Below are 14,842 nucleotides of genomic sequence, written 5' to 3' on the forward strand. Positions count from 1 at the left end.
CATGTAGCGTTGGAACAATGCACAGCCCGAAAAATGCCATCACTCTATAGGTCAGAGTATTTCTGGGTTTATCGAAAAGCCCAACTATGGCGACGATGAGGCAATAAATAGCCAGCAGGCCAAACAAGTCGCTGTCCGCAACAACAGCTAAATATCCAGAAATATTCACGTTTGATTGAATTCCATAAAATTCCAGCGATAGAGCTGGAAGATTTTTAGAAAGTCTTCTCGGCTTGATCCGGTCGTTAGGTTTCTGTAGTTCCAGTTTGAGCCATTTAGATTGTAAACACCGTTTTCTATGGGCATTCCCGCATAGCCATCATTTTGCGGGTCGGCCATATTTGATCCCAGTAATCGCTGTACTGTTGTGAAAGGGCGGACGCTGATACCGCTGGTATTACCTTGTTTTATTTCGATCTGATCAGTGCTTACGCTCATTGCAACCTGCACATGGTGGGCGACGTTACCCGGACGATCGTGGGCTTGAGCCAATATGTCGCCAGGCATAAGCTCGGCTGGCGTCTGCAGTGCGGTTACATTTTCTCCAACGCGCTGCATGTCTGGTGCGCCATATGTCAGCATGACCATCTCAGCAAAACCGTACATGTGACTCAGATAGCGGTCATGCTCGGCAGGCTGATAGATCTCCATGTTTCTATACGTCCTGACGCCGGTCTTAAGTTTTACTGGAAGCTGTCGAGATGAGGCGAACTCGCACAAAATACGTATAGCAAAATCTTCACATGTAAATTTGTTGTTTTTGATACTGCCGTTTTTATCCCAGTACTGTTCGTGTACTAGGCGCTCGGCGATGGCAGGGGCTGTGTTGTGGTACTCCTTGATCGCAGCCTCAGTCCAGAAGTTGGTCGTTTTCCAGAACACTTTGAGCTTTATTTTTTTGACTGCTTTCTGTTCCTGGCTCGCCAGAGCGATGGAGCGGCTTGTCAGAGAGTTAAGGACCTCGGCAGTCATATGAGATTTACCTGCACAGCGGCAAAGAAGTCGATTGAATCCCCTGCATTTCCCTGCACTTTTTGGCTTAAGCCTGCCGCATCGGTATGTCCGTCTATCCACTGACCCTGAGGCGTACGCAGCTTATATGGGATGCCATGTAGCGGATTACCGTCTTGATCTTCGATCAATATGCATTGGCTGTAGCTGGCATTAGCAATGCTGAGCGGTTGAGGGCTAGTGAACGCCGCTCCACCCCCACTAGTCCCAATCAACACCGTCCCCGACCCCGCGACCACCACATTGCCGTGGCTACCCACGGTGCCGATGGTGGTCGCCGGCTTGCCGTTGATCAGCACGGTCGGGATCACGTTGCCGCTCAATGCGCCGCCGCAGGCGGAGGGATCACCCTGGCGGGCCGCCGGCAGGCTGTCGAACAGCACGTTGGGCGAGCCGGCGGCAATGGGGTTGGTGCCGTGGCCGGGAACCGGGCAGGCGGTGGGGTCGCCCAGGCGGGCGGCGGGTTTACCGGACATCCATGCTCTCCTTTGAACAGGCCCTTACCTGACCTTCACTTGCCCGCTGCCATCCAGCTGCGCGGCAAAACTGACCTGACGCTTGATGCCCTCGACCTGCAGCAGCCCTTCGATGGCGAAGTTGAGGCTGAGCGGGTCGTGCTCGCGCGGCAGGGAAATGACCCGCACCTGTTTCAGGCGCGGCTCGTATTGTTCGATGAAGCGTTCGATCGCCATGCGCGCCTGCTGCAACGCGTCGTGCAGCGACAGGCGCATGTCGTTGAGATCGGGCAACCCGTAGTCGGGCAGCGTCTGCACGCTGCCCGCACGGGTGCTGAGCATCTTGGCCAGATGGGCAGCCACCGAGGCCATCACGCTCGCCTCGTGGTCGAGGCGGGCGCGGCCGGCGGTGTCGCCGCCGAGGCGCTCGAACAGGCTGCCGTATCCAGTCATCTCAGGTTCTGCCCACGAACAAAACACGGTGGCGGCGCTGGGCGTTTTCGCGCAGTGCAAGGAAGGCCGGACGCAGTGGGCTGCCTGCCCACAAGTTCGGCATGACACCGCAATGCGCGAAAACGCACGCGCCCCGGAGGGCTGCGCCCGAAAGCGCGCCAGCCGGTGTTGCTCGTCCCTTATTTGGGATCGCCAAACTGCGGGACTCGCGCCTTGTCTGGCGCGCTTTCGGGCGGCAGCGCCGGTGTGTTTTGTTCATGGGCAGAACCTCACTCCTTGTCCAGCTTGCCGACCAGCGACAGGGTGAAGTCGGCACCCATGTACTTGAAGTGCGGGCGCACGTTGAGGCTGACGCGGTACCAGCCCGGCTCGCCTTCCACATCGCTGACGATCACCTGTGCGGCGCGCAGCGGACGACGGCTGCGGACTTCCGAGCTGGGGTTTTCCTGGTCGGCGACGAACTGGCGGATCCACTTGTTCAGTTCCAGCTCGAGGTCGGTGCGCTCCTTCCAGGCGCCGATCTGCTCGCGCTGCAGCACTTTCAGGTAGTGCGCCAGGCGGTTGACGATGAACAGGTAGGGCAGCTGGGTGCCGAGCTTGTAGTTCAGTTCGGCGGTCTTGCCTTCCTCGCTGATGCCGAAGAACTTCGGCTTCTGCGTGGAGTTGGCGGAGAAGAACGCGGCGTTGTCGCTGCCCTTGCGCATGGTCAGGGCGATAAAGCCTTCTTCCGCGAGCTCATACTCGCGACGGTCGGAGACCAGCACCTCGGTGGGGATCTTGGTCTCGATCTCGCCCATGCTCTCGAAGTGGTGCAGCGGCAGGTCTTCCACCGCACCACCGCTCTGCGGGCCGATGATGTTCGGGCACCAGCGGAACTTGGCGAAGCTGTCGGTCAGCTTGGAGGCGAAGGTGTAGGCGGTGTTGCCCCACAGGTAATGCTCGTGGCTGGCGGACACGCTCTCCTTGTAGACGAAGGTCTTCACCGGGTTCTCTTCCGGATCGTAGGGATTGCGCAGCAGGAAGCGCGGCAGGGTAAGGCCGACGTAGCGCGCGTCTTCACGCTCGCGGAAGCTCTGCCACTTGGCGAACTGCGGACCCTCGAAGTGATCCTTGAGGTCCTTCAGGTTGGGCAGGCCGGTGAAGCTCTCCAGGCCGAAGAATTTCGGGCCGGCGGCGGCGATGAAGGGCGCGTGCGACATGCAGGCGACGGAGGCCACGTGCTGCATGCACTTGATGTCCGGCGAGCTGGGGTCGAAGAAGTAGTTGGCGACGATGGCGCCGACCGGCTGGCCGCCGAACTGGCCGTACTCGGCGGTGTAGATGTGCTTGTACAGGCCGGACTGGGTGATTTCCGGGCTGTCCTCGAAGTCGTCCAGCAGGTCCTGCTTGGAGGCGTTGAGGATTTCCAGCTTGGTGTTCTCGCGGAAATCGGTGCGGTCGACCAGCAGCTTGAGGCCGCGCCAGGCCGATTCCAGGGACTGGAACTGCGGGTTGTGCAGGATCTCGTCCATCTGCCGGCTGAGCTTGGCGTCGATCTCCGCGATCATGCGGTCGACCATGGCCTTCTTCACCGGCTCGTTCTGGTTGTGCGGCTTCAGCAGCTCTTCGATAAAGGCGGACACGCCGCGCTTGGCGATGTCATAGGCCTCGTCGTCCGGGGTCAGGCGGGTTTCCGCGATGATGCGGTCGAGAATGCCGGCTTCGGCGACATTCCGGGTACTTTCCACTACTGCACTGGTGCTCATGCTCGGGCTTCCTTGTCGAGAAATCAGGCGTCTTGCGGGGCTTGGGCGGCGAGGCCCAGTTCACCCAGCACGCGGTCGCGGGAGTCGTCGTCGGAGAGGACGCTTTCGATGGCCTTGCGGAAGGCCGGGGCGTTGCCCAGCGGGCCCTTGAGGGCGACCAGGGCGTCGCGCAGTTCCATCAGCTTCTTCAGCTCCGGCACCTGCTCGACCACGGCGGCCGGGTTGAAGTCCTTCAGCGAGTTGATCTTCAGCTCGACCGGCAGCTCGTCGTCGGTTTCTTCGTCCTGCAGGCGGTTGGGCACGGCGAAGGTCAGGCTCAGCTCCTGCTTGCCCAGCACTTCGTCGAAGTTGTTCTTGTCGATGCTGATCGGCTTGCGATCCTCGATCTTGCGCTCGTCGGCGCGTTGGGTGAAATCGCCCAGCACCATCAGTTTCAGCGGCAGTTCGATCTCTTCCTGAGCGTTGCCTGTCGCCGGTTTGAAGGTGACGTTGATGCGTTCCTTGGGGGCTACCGAGCCTTCTTTGGCCATGGGTGTATCTCCTTTACGGTACGGGTACGGTTCGGGTTCGTTGCGGGCCTCGCGGCCTCAATCCAGCACCACTTCGAGGTCGAGGTGGCACAGCCTGCGGTGGATCTCTTCCTTGCGCTCGCGGATCGCGTGGTTCTGCGGCAGCAGCTCGTAGCAGTTGTGCAGCAGACGCAGCACTTCCAGGGCGAGATCGGGTTCCCACTCGCCGAGGCCGGAGGCCTGCAGCGTCTGGTCGAGGGATTCGAGTTGGGTCTTGGCCAGTTCGTGCTTCTTCGCCGCGCTGCACAGGCGTGCCAGGGCCAGCTGCCAGAAGAACCGCGCGCGGCCGCCCTGGGCCTGGGCCATGCCCTGCTTGAGCTGCTGCACGGCGGGTTTCAGGCCGTCCTTGCGCAGGCGCGGCAGGGCGGCCTGCAGGGCGACTTCCCAGGCCGGCAGCTCGCCGCCTGCGCCGGCCTGCACCGCCGGTTCGGCGCTGGGCGCCTGCAGGTGCGGCATGACATGGCCGCCAATCCAGGCGCGGGTCTCGGCATCGGCGAAGGGCGCGCCGTCGTGGAAGCGCAGCTCCTCCAGGCCCGGCACGCGCTGGAGGAACAGCGCCAGCTGCATCTCCACTTCGACCATGGCGGCCTCGGCGCCCAGTTCCTGCAGGCATTCCCAGGCCAGGCGCTGGCCGTCCAGCCAGAACGGCGCGCGGGCGATGCTGGCCTCCAGCTCCACCAGCAGGTCGGCGTATTGGCCGGCGGCGAAGCGCTCGGAGAAGCTGGCCAGCTTGTCCGCCGGCAGGCCGCGCAGGCTGGTGATCTGTTCGGCGCTGGCCTGCGGCAGGCCGTCGATCGGCAGCCACAGCAGGGTACGGGACAGGCGCAGGGCGCGCAGGTCGCTGGCCTTCTGCTTCAGCCACCAGGCGCACAGCGGTCGGGCGCCGTCCTGCAGGGCGCGCAGCGACTTGTGCGCGTCGCGTTCGTTGTCCAGCGGGGTGGCCGGGTTGAATACCTGGGCGGCGGCCTGCTTGACCTGGGCGAGGGCGGCGCCGACCGCGCCGGGCTCGGCCTGGCCCTGGGCGGCGCGGGCGATCTGCTCGTCGAGGCGCCGGCACAGCGGCAGCAGCAGTGGGGCGTCTTCGCCGAGGCGCGCGGCCAGGCAGGTTTCCAGGCCGCGCAGCAGTTCGGCCAGGCTGCGGAACAGCGGCAGTTGCGCGGCGACCGGGATGTCTTCGCCGAGCACCTTCTCCAGGCGCGGGGTGAGCCAGGTCAGGGCGGCGGCGCGGGTGCGCTCCTTGCGCGGGTGCAGTTCGTCCCAGCGCTGCTGGCACAGCTCCAGCAGCAGGCCGAGGCCGGCCTGCAGACCGTTCAGGCCCTCGCGCTGGTGCAGGCTCCAGACCAGCCAGCAGGCGGCGCGCAGATCCTTGGACTGGTGGCGCAGCAGCGCCTCGCTCAGGTCGCGGACTTTCTGCCAGTCGATGGCCTCGGTCTGGTGCAGTGCGCCGGCCTTTTCCAGCTCGCCTTCGAGGGCTTCGTATTCGCTGGAATAGCGCATATCGGCACCGGCGAAGTCGCCCTCGTTAATGGGGCTGCGTGCCAGCTGAAGATAATGCTCGGCCAGGGGTGAAAGTGCAGTCATTCCTTTGACTCTATATAAGCTTTAAGCAACTTGTCGGCTTTACACATATATATGTAAAGCAAGCAATTGCTTGGTTGGTGTGTGCAACTTCTTGCGCAGCTTTTTGCGCAACAACTTGCACAGGGTCCTTATGGGGTGGGCATCCTAGCCCCAGGAAGAGGTAGAAACTGTGAAATGCGTTGCATCGGCAAAGATTGGCGCACATATTCCGCCATCAGATGGTCAGCTATTTTTGGCGCCAATAAAGATGCGCTGAAAGTTATGCTGTAAGTGCCTGCTTAGTTGTAAGTTAATACTTACCCTCAAATTAGCGCTGGTTCACGTTTGTCGGGGCTCGGACAATCTCGCTTGTGACTCCCGTCGGATTTTCGCCGCTGCCCAGGCCTGGATCTGTGACTCCGAAACGGCCCCGAAGCGGCCGTCGCGCCTTTGCTACCATGCCGAGCTCCCCGCACTCGGCGCGCCGTGCATGACTCTCTTTCCCTACCGCGTTCGTATCCTGTCGGTGCTGCTGGTGCTCGCCGGCCTGCTGTTCAGCGCCTGGCTGGCCGGCTTGCTGGCCGAGCGCCGGGCCTGGAGCCAGCGCAGCGACGAGGCCGCGGCGCAGCTGGAGCTCTATGCCCAGGCCATCCACACCCTGGTCGAGCGCTATCGCTCGGTGCCGGCGCTGCTGGCCCAGGACGGCGATATCCGCGATCTGCTGCGCGCGCCCGCCGACCCGCTGCTGCGCCAGGCGCTGAACCGGCGCCTGGAGTCGCTCAACGCCGCCGCCGGCTCGGCCGTGCTCTACCTGCTGGACAGCCGCGGCGAGGCCATCGCCGCCAGCAACTGGCGCGAGTGGAGCAGCTTCGTCGGCAACAACTACGCTTTCCGCCCCTATTTCCAGGATGCCGTGCGCGAGGACTCCGGGCGTTACTTCGCGGTCGGCGTCACCACCGGGGTGCCCGGCTACTTCCTCTCCCATGCGGTGAAGGACGCCGCCGGCCGGGTGCTCGGCGTGCTGGTGGTCAAGCTCGAGCTGGAGGAGCTGCAGCGCGACTGGTCCGGGCAGAACGACGTGCTGCTGGTCGCCGATCGCCATGGCGTGGTGATCCTCAGCAACCGCCCGGCCTGGCGCTTCCGCCACCTGGGACCGCTCGACGAGGCGCAGCGCCGGGAGCTGGAGCAGGCGCGCAAGTTCGCCCGGCAGATCCTCCAGCCGCTGCCCAGCCGACTCCTCGGCGAGGTCGGCGAGCTGGCCGAGCGGCGCCGGGTGGACGGCCCCGACGGGCTGCGCGACTACCTCTGGCAGCGCCGCGCCCTGCGCGACGAGGACTGGACCCTGCACCTGCTGGTCGAGCCCGGCGCCATCGCCGGCACGGTGCGCAGCTATCGCCTGGCCGCCGCCGGGCTGTGGACCAGCGCGGTGTTCCTGCTGCTGTGGCTGGCCCAGCGGCGCAAGACCCGGCGCCTGCAGCAGCGCAGCCGCGAGGAGCTGGAGCGCCTGGTGGCCGAGCGCACGGCGGCGCTGCGCACGGCCCAGGACGAGCTGGTGCAGGCGGCCAAGCTGGCGGCCCTGGGGCAGATGTCGGCGGCGCTGGCGCATGAGATCAACCAGCCGCTGACCGCCATGCAGATGCAGCTCGGCAGCCTGCGCCTGCTGCTCGACCAGGGCCGGCTGGACGACCTCGGCAGCGGCCTGCAGCGGGTCGACGGCCTGCTGCAGCGCATGGCCGCGCTGACCGGGCATCTCAAGACCTTCGCGCGCAAGAGCCCCGGCGGCCTGCGCGAGCGCCTCGACCTGGCCCAGGTGCTGGAGCAGGCCCTGCAGCTGCTGGCGCCGCGCATCCGCGCCGAGGGCGTCGAGCTGGTCCGCGAGGGGGGCGGACCGGCCTGGGTGCTGGGCGATGCCATCCGCCTGGAGCAGGTGCTGCTCAACCTGTTGCACAACGCCCTGGATGCCATGGCCAGCGCCGAACGGCGTCGGCTGACCCTGCGCATCCAGCGCCGGGGCCAGGAGTGGCGCCTGGAGGTGGACGACAGCGGTGCCGGCATCGCCGAGCAGCACCTGGAGCACCTGTTCGAGCCCTTCTTCACCACCAAGCCGGTGGGCGAGGGCCTCGGCCTGGGCCTGGCGGTGTCCTATGGCATCATCCACGAACTGGGCGGCCGCCTGCAGGCGGCCAACATCGAAGGCGGCGCGCGCTTCGGCTTCGGCCTGCCGGCGGCGCCATGACGACGGGGTAGGGCATGGACCTGCAGGTGATCTTTGTCGACGACGAGGCGGCGATCCGCGAGGCGGTGCAGCAGTGGCTGGAGCTGTCCGGCCTGGCCGTGCGCACCTGCGCCTCGGCCGAGGCGGCGCTGGCGCTGGTCGACGCCGACTTCCCCGGCGTGCTGGTCAGCGACGTGCGCATGCCCGGCATGGACGGCCTGCAGCTGCTCGAGGCGCTGCTGCAGCGCGACCGCGACCTGCCGGTGATCATGGTCACCGGCCACGGCGACGTGCCGATGGCGGTGCAGGCGCTGCGCCAGGGCGCCTACGACTTCATCGAGAAGCCCTTCACCCCGGAGCGCCTGCTGGACAGCCTGCGCCGCGCCCTGGACAAGCGTCGCCTGGTGCTGGAGAACCGCCGCCTGCGGGCCCGGGTGAGCGGCGCCGAGCGCATCGAGAACCAGCTGCTCGGCGTGTCGCCGGTCATGGAGCGCCTGCGCCGCCAGGTGTTGGAGCTGGCGCAGACCTCGGTCAATGTGCTGATCCGCGGCGACACCGGCAGCGGCAAGGAGCGCGTGGCGCGCTGCCTGCACCAGTTCGGTCCGCGCGCGGCCAAGCCCTTCGTTGCGCTGAACTGCGCGGCGATTCCCGAGAGCATCTTCGAGAGCGAGCTGTTCGGCCACGAGAGCGGCGCCTTCACCGGTGCCCAGGGCAAGCGCATCGGCCGTATCGAGCATGCCGACGGAGGCTCGCTGTTCCTCGACGAGATCGAGAGCATGCCGCTGGCGCAGCAGGTCAAGCTGCTGCGGGTGATCCAGGAACGCAGCCTGGAGCGGCTCGGCTCGAACCGCAGCATCGCCGTCGACCTGCGGGTGATCAGCGCCGCCAAGCCCGACCTGCGGGACGAGGTGCGCGGCGGGCGCTTCCGCGAGGACCTGCTGTATCGCCTCAACGTCGCCGAGCTGCATATCCCACCACTGCGCGAGCGGCGCGAGGACATTCCCCTGCTGTTCGAGCATTTCGCCGCCGAGGCCGCCCTGCGTCACGGCCGCGAGGCGCCGCCGGCGAGCCCCGCCGAGCTGGCGCGGCTGCAGGCGCACGACTGGCCGGGCAACGTGCGCGAGCTGATCAATGCCGCCGAGCGGCATGCCCTGGGCCTGTCGTCGGCCTCGGCCGCGGCGCCCGCCGGGCAGTCGCTGGCCGAGCAGATGGAGGCCTTCGAGGCGCAGTGCCTGCGTCAGGCCCTGCAGCGCTGCCAGGGCAATATCGCCGAGGTCATGGCCCAGCTGCAGCTGCCGCGGCGCACGCTGAACGAGAAGATGCAGCGCCACGGGCTGAGCCGTGCGCAGTTCCTCGGCGAGGGCGAGGAATAGGCGGATTCTTGCCGATGGCGCCTCCTTGATCGGCGGATTTCCGCTTATCGCCGCCCCTGATTTCGGGGAAGACCCTTCTAGATCGGGCCTTTCGGCCGCTGGCACGCCGGCTGCTATGGTTTCCCGCATGCCCGCGAAGGGCGACAACAAGAACGATCGAGACTGCACTGCCTGCCGGGAGTCCGCGGACCCCTGAGCCAGCCCGGCCCGCCGGGCGGCGCTCGCCGTTCTTGTTGCCGGGTCGCCAGCGACCCACCGACAACAACAATGGAGAAACCCGCATGACCCTGACCAAGCGTCTCAGCCTGTTCGCCGCCGCCGTGGCCTTCACCGCCAGCACCGCGGCCGTCGCCGCACCGACCTTCATCAACATCCTCACCGGCGGCACCAGCGGCGTGTACTACCCGATCGGCGTCGGCCTGTCGCAGCTGTACGGCAACGGCATCGAGGGCTCCAAGACTTCGGTGCAGGCCACCAAGGCCTCGGTGGAGAACCTCAACCTGCTGCAGGCCGGTCGTGGCGAGCTGGCCTTCGCCCTCGGCGACTCTGTGGCCGATGCCTGGAACGGCGTGGAGGACGCCGGCTTCAAGGCGCCGCTGAAGAAGCTGCGCGCCATCGCCGGCACCTACCCGAACTACATCCAGATAGTCGCCAACGCCGACGCCGGCATCCATACCCTGGCCGACCTCAAGGGCAAGCGCATCTCCGTCGGCGCGCCGAAGTCCGGCACCGAGCTCAACGCCCGCGCCATCTTCGCCGCCGCCGGCCTGAGCTACGAGGACATGGGCGAGGTGCAGTTCCTGCCCTATGCCGAGTCGGTCGAGCTGATCAAGAACCGCCAGCTGGACGCCACCCTGCAGTCCTCCGGCCTGGGCATGGCCGCCATCCGTGACCTGGCCTCGACCATGAAGGTCAGCTTCGTCGCCATCCCCGCCGAGGTGGTGGGCAAGATCGGCAACGCCGCCTACCAGCCGGCGACCATTCCGGCCAAGACCTACGACGGCCAGGACGCCGAGGTGCCGACCGTGGCCATCACCAATATCCTGGTCAGCCATGAGGGCGTCTCCGACGAGGTGGCCTACCAGATGACCAAGCTGATGTTCGGCAACCTCGACAAGCTGGCCACCGCCCACTCCGCGGCCAAGGACATCGCCCTGGAAGGCGCGGCCAAGGGCCTGCCGATCCCGCTGCACCCGGGTGCCGAGCGTTTCTACAAGGAAGCCGGCGCGCTCTAGGTCGTGGGCGCAGTGCAGCCCGACAGGCTTCTCGCCGGGTTTCGCTGCGCTCTACCCAGCCTACAAGTGGGGTCACTGTAGGCTGGGTCAGCCGCCCGGCGGCGTAACCCGGCGAATCATCCATTCCATTTAGAGACACCGGCAAAGGTTGAACCCGCGTTTGCCCTTTGCTGGCAGCTCTGCTCCCACGGTTATCGAGGTACTAGGTTCATGAGCGAGCACCACGACGGGCTGGCGGCCAACCCGCGCGACTGGCCCAAGGCGCTGTTCTGCGTCGCCCTGCTGTTCACCGTCTTCCAGATCGTCACCGCCGCCTTCCACCCGGTTTCCACCCAGGTGCTGCGCGCGGTGCACGCCGGCTTCCTGCTGTTGATCGTGTTCCTCTGCTACCCCGGCGTTGGCCAGGGCCGGCCGTGGCAGCCGCTGGCCTGGCTGCTGGGCCTGGCCGGCATGGCCACGGCGGCCTACCAGTGGCTGTTCGAGGCCGACCTGATCCAGCGCTCGGGCGACCTGACCCAGGCCGACATGCTGATCGGCCTCACGCTGATCGTGTTGGTGTTCGAGGCGGCGCGCCGGGTGATGGGCATCGCCCTGCCGATCATCTGCGGCCTGTTCCTCGCCTATGGCCTGCTCGGCGAGTACCTGCCGGGCGACCTGGCCCATCGCGGCTATGGCCTGGACCAGATCGTCAACCAGCTGTCGTTCGGCACCGAGGGCCTGTACGGCACGCCGACCTACGTGTCGGCCACCTACATCTTCCTGTTCATCCTGTTCGGCGCCTTCCTCGAACAGGCCGGCATGATCAGGCTGTTCACCGACTTCGCCCTGGGCTTCTTCGGCCACAAGCTCGGCGGCCCGGCCAAGGTCTCGGTGGTGTCCTCGGCGCTGATGGGCACCATCACCGGTTCCGGCGTGGCCAACGTGGTCACCACCGGACAGTTCACCATCCCGCTGATGAAGCGCTTCGGCTACCAGCCGGCCTTCGCCGGTGGGGTCGAGGCCACCTCCAGCATGGGCAGCCAGATCATGCCGCCGGTGATGGGCGCGGTGGCCTTCATCATGGCCGAGACCATCAACGTGCCTTTCGTCGAGGTGGCCAAGGCGGCGTTGCTGCCGGCGCTGCTGTACTTCGGCTCGGTGTTCTGGATGGTCCATCTGGAAGCCAAGCGTGCCGGCCTCAAGGGCCTGCCCAAGGAGCAGTGTCCGAACCCCTGGACGGCGGTCAAGCAGCGCTGGTTCCTGCTGATTCCGCTGGGCGTGCTGATCTGGCTGCTGTTCTCCGGACGCACCCCGCTGTTCTCCGGCACCGTCGGCCTGGCGCTGACCGCCATCGTCATCCTCGGCTCGGCGATCATCCTGCGGGTCTCCAGCTTCGGCCTGCGCGTGGCCTTCTGGATTGCCCTGGGCGTGCTCTGCGCCGGCTTCTTCCAGCTCGGCATCGGCGTGGTGTTCGGCGTCATCGGCCTGCTGGTGGCGGCCTGCTGGTTCATCAAGGGCGGCCGCGAGACCCTGACCGTATGCCTGCACGCGCTGGTCGAGGGCGCGCGCCACGCGGTGCCGGTGGGCATCGCCTGCGTGCTGGTCGGGGTGATCATCGGCATCGTCTCGCTGACCGGGGTGGCCACCACCTTCGCCGGCTATATCCTGGCCATCGGCAAGGACAACCTGTTCCTCTCGCTGGTGCTGACCATGTTCACCTGCCTGGTGCTGGGCATGGGCATCCCGAGCATCCCCAACTACATCATCACCAGCTCGATCGCCGCGCCGGCCCTGCTGGAGCTGGGGGTGCCGCTGATCGTCTCGCACATGTTCGTGTTCTACTTCGGCATCCTCGCCGACCTCACCCCGCCGGTGGCGCTGGCCTGCTTCGCCGCGGCGCCGATCGCCAAGGAGACCGGGCTGAAGATCAGCCTGTGGGCCATCCGCATCGCCGTGGCCGGGTTCATCGTGCCCTATATGGCGGTGTACAACCCGTCGCTGATGCTGCAGGGCGACAGCCTGTGGATGACCGCCTACATGCTGTTCAAGGCGGCCGTGGCCATCGGCCTGTGGGGCATCGCCTCGATAGGTTTCCTCCAGGGTCGCCTGGCGCTGTGGGAGCGAGTGCTGGCCTTCGCCGCCGGTGCGGCGCTGATCCTGGCGCTGCCGATCACCGACGAGCTGGGCTTCGCCCTCGCCGCCGTGCTGCTCGGCCAGCACCTGTGGCGCCATCGGCATAGCCGGGCAGTGGCGGCGTGATCGGCTTGTGCATGGGCCTGGCCGGTGCGGTCTGGGCCCAGGTGGCGGTGCCAGATTCAGGCTTCACCCTGGCCTGGACCCACACGATCGAGAAGATCCGCTGGGAAGAGGACTACCGCGTCAGCGCCGAGGGGCTTTTGCTCGGCGAGGCGCGGGTGCGTGGCAACGGCGCCGGCATGGAGATCCCGGACGGCGCCGAACTGCGCGACGGCAGCTGGCACTACCGCCGGCGGGTGCCGCCGCTGCAACCGCTGCGCCTCGGGCGTACGCCCGAGGCCGGCGATTACCAACTTTGTTTCGACCAGCGCTGCCATGCCCTTGGCGAGTGGCTGGGCCCGCCACGAGCGGACCGGCCGGCGCTGGAACTCTGGAGCTGCGCGCTCCAACGCTGATCCCGGCGCCACAAGCGCCAGGATGGACCCGACCCCCGCAGGTTCGCCTCCGGGGGTTTTGTTCGTCTGCGGATGGCGCCCCTCTGCCGCCTGCGGGAGAGGGGCCGGGGGAGAGGGGAGAGGGAATCAGCGGCTAAGCTGCTAGAACCCTGCCCGGAGGAAAACCACCATGCGCGCCCTCGTCGCCCTGCTGTTCGCCCTGCCCCTTGTCGCCAGCGCCGAGCCGCGCGCCGGCCTGTGGGAGTTCACCAGCCAGATGGAAAGCGGCGGCCAGGCCATGCCGGACATGCAGCAGATGCTCGGCCAGTTGCAGAACCTGCCGCCCGAGCAGCGCCAGATGATGGAGCAGATGCTCGCCCAGCAGGGGGTGAAGCTGGGCGGCGCCGGGGTGCAGCTGTGCCTCAGCGAGGAGCGCCTCAGGGCCGGCGACATCCCGATGCAGGACGCCGAGTCCGGCTGCACCCAGGAGGTCACCGAGCGCGGCGCGGAGCTGTGGAAGTTCCGCTTCAAGTGCCCCAACGGCGAGGGCGAAGGCGAGACCCGCTTCCAGGGCGATACGGCCTTCACCACCACCATCAACGGCGTCTACGACGGCAAGCCGAGCAGCATGCACAGCCAGGCGAAGTGGCTCGGCGCCGACTGTGGCGGGCTGCCTAGCCAGTGACCGCGCGCCTATCGGCTGCGGCCTCGGTGCCAGTTCCAGTCGCTACGGGCCACGGCGTCATGGGCGTGCAGGCTCTCGGCATGCACCACTTCCAGGCGGAAGCCGAGCAGGCCGTCCTGTTCGCGCAGGCACTGGTGCAGGCGCCGCGCGGCGTCTTCGCAGAACATCAGGTTCTGCCCGTTGGCCAGGGCGAAGGCCTGCTCGTCGGCGCGCTTGACCGCGGTCTGCAGCGCCGTGCCCAGGGCGGCTTCGGCGCCGTCCAGCAACTGGCGCACTGGCAGGCGCTGCAGGTCGGGGTCCAGGCGTAGCTGCAGGCGGGCTTCGCTGCGCTGGCTGTGCGGGGTGGCGAGAATGCCGCTGGAGCTGCCTATCCACGCGAGGATGTCGGCATGATCGAGCTTTTTATCCGCAAAGTCCGCCACGAATTGCTGCTGGATCAGCTGCCGCGCCAGCGCCGCCGAGCAGGGGCAGGTGGAGGAGTAGCCGAGGGTCAGCTGCAGTTCCACGTGAAACCCATGGCCATCCAGGCGGGTGTTCAGGGCCAGCGGGTAAGCCTTCCAGCCGGCCAGCGGGCTGACCAGCGCCGGGCGTTTGAGCAGCAGCTCGCCGCGCAGGTTGAGGTGGGCCTGGCGCGACAGCCCCTCGTGGCTGTCGAGAAACCGGGCTAGCACCGCCTGCACGGCGGGCAGGCTCAGCTCCTGCTGCTCCAGGGCCTCCAGCGCCAGGTACAGGCGCGACATATGGATGCCCCGTGCGCCGGGGTCGTCCAGGCTGACGCCGGCATCCACCCGACAGTCCAGCGGCTTGCCGTCGAGCAGCACGGGCAGGGCGATCTGCCGCATGCCGACGAAGTCCAGCCTGGGCTGGTCCTGCCCATGGGGCTGAGCGGCGATATCGGGGAGCATCAGGGCGGTCATTGGATTTCTCGGGCC

At 66.6% G+C, this 14,842-nt stretch carries 13 protein-coding genes; 6 read left to right on the top strand and 7 right to left on the bottom strand.

Going from position 1 to position 14,842, the window contains the following annotated elements; genetic code table 11:
* Nucleotides 1–165 precede the first annotated feature (165 nt).
* The 6 genes from AAFN46_RS18850 to tssA all read right to left on the bottom strand — a co-directional run bounded on the left by AAFN46_RS18850 (nt 166) and on the right by tssA (nt 5,814).
* On the bottom strand, nt 166–972 hold the full coding sequence (locus tag AAFN46_RS18850) for a hypothetical protein (protein ID WP_347810231.1): 807 nt from the start codon (nt 970–972) through the stop codon (nt 166–168).
* Nucleotides 969–1,487, bottom strand: coding sequence for a PAAR domain-containing protein (locus AAFN46_RS18855; protein WP_347810232.1), 519 nt, complete (start codon nt 1,485–1,487; stop codon nt 969–971). Before AAFN46_RS18855 ends, AAFN46_RS18850 begins: the two co-directional genes overlap by 4 nt.
* A gap of 24 nt (nt 1,488–1,511) precedes the next feature.
* Nucleotides 1,512–1,919, bottom strand: coding sequence for a type VI secretion system baseplate subunit TssE (gene tssE, locus AAFN46_RS18860; protein ID WP_347810233.1), 408 nt, complete (start codon nt 1,917–1,919; stop codon nt 1,512–1,514).
* A gap of 269 nt (nt 1,920–2,188) precedes the next feature.
* A complete protein-coding gene (gene tssC / locus AAFN46_RS18865) occupies nt 2,189–3,664 on the bottom strand; it encodes a type VI secretion system contractile sheath large subunit (RefSeq protein ID WP_347810234.1) in 1,476 nt (491 codons plus the stop codon).
* 23 nt (nt 3,665–3,687) lie between these two features.
* Nucleotides 3,688–4,194, bottom strand: coding sequence for a type VI secretion system contractile sheath small subunit (gene tssB, locus AAFN46_RS18870; RefSeq protein ID WP_277691994.1), 507 nt, complete (start codon nt 4,192–4,194; stop codon nt 3,688–3,690).
* A 57-nt stretch (nt 4,195–4,251) separates the two neighbouring features.
* Entirely contained in the window at nt 4,252–5,814 is a 1,563-nt protein-coding gene (tssA, locus tag AAFN46_RS18875) for a type VI secretion system protein TssA (protein WP_347810235.1), read from the bottom strand.
* 469 nt (nt 5,815–6,283) lie between these two features.
* Here tssA and AAFN46_RS18880 point away from each other — a divergent pair, with 469 nt between their 5' ends.
* The 6 genes from AAFN46_RS18880 to AAFN46_RS18905 all read left to right on the top strand — a co-directional run bounded on the left by AAFN46_RS18880 (nt 6,284) and on the right by AAFN46_RS18905 (nt 13,910).
* The gene (locus AAFN46_RS18880) at nt 6,284–8,029 is read left to right on the top strand and encodes an ATP-binding protein (protein ID WP_347810236.1); all 1,746 of its coding nucleotides are present in this window, start codon (nt 6,284–6,286) and stop codon (nt 8,027–8,029) included.
* A 14-nt stretch (nt 8,030–8,043) separates the two neighbouring features.
* Nucleotides 8,044–9,381: a sigma-54 dependent transcriptional regulator gene (locus AAFN46_RS18885; RefSeq protein WP_347810237.1), complete on the top strand. Its 1,338-nt coding sequence runs from the start codon at nt 8,044–8,046 to the stop codon at nt 9,379–9,381.
* A gap of 281 nt (nt 9,382–9,662) precedes the next feature.
* Nucleotides 9,663–10,616, top strand: a complete 954-nt coding sequence (locus AAFN46_RS18890; protein ID WP_347810238.1) for a TAXI family TRAP transporter solute-binding subunit — start codon at nt 9,663–9,665, stop codon at nt 10,614–10,616.
* A 210-nt stretch (nt 10,617–10,826) separates the two neighbouring features.
* On the top strand, nt 10,827–12,854 hold the full coding sequence (locus tag AAFN46_RS18895) for a TRAP transporter permease (RefSeq protein ID WP_347810239.1): 2,028 nt from the start codon (nt 10,827–10,829) through the stop codon (nt 12,852–12,854).
* Nucleotides 12,851–13,246 carry a DUF1850 domain-containing protein gene (locus AAFN46_RS18900; protein WP_347810240.1) on the top strand — a complete coding sequence of 132 codons (396 nt, stop codon included), beginning with the start codon at nt 12,851–12,853 and terminating at the stop codon, nt 13,244–13,246. The genes AAFN46_RS18895 and AAFN46_RS18900 overlap by 4 nt, the downstream gene beginning before the upstream one ends.
* Nucleotides 13,247–13,415: 169 nt before the next feature.
* Nucleotides 13,416–13,910, top strand: a complete 495-nt coding sequence (locus AAFN46_RS18905) for a DUF3617 domain-containing protein (RefSeq protein WP_347810241.1) — start codon at nt 13,416–13,418, stop codon at nt 13,908–13,910.
* 8 nt (nt 13,911–13,918) lie between these two features.
* Here AAFN46_RS18905 and folE2 read toward each other — a convergent pair whose 3' ends face one another.
* Nucleotides 13,919–14,827 carry a GTP cyclohydrolase FolE2 gene (folE2, locus tag AAFN46_RS18910; protein ID WP_347810242.1) on the bottom strand — a complete coding sequence of 303 codons (909 nt, stop codon included), beginning with the start codon at nt 14,825–14,827 and terminating at the stop codon, nt 13,919–13,921.
* Between the last annotated feature and the right edge of the window lie 15 nt (nt 14,828–14,842).

This window comes from Pseudomonas sp. CAU 1711, assembly GCF_039888625.1.
GTDB lineage: Bacteria > Pseudomonadota > Gammaproteobacteria > Pseudomonadales > Pseudomonadaceae > Aquipseudomonas.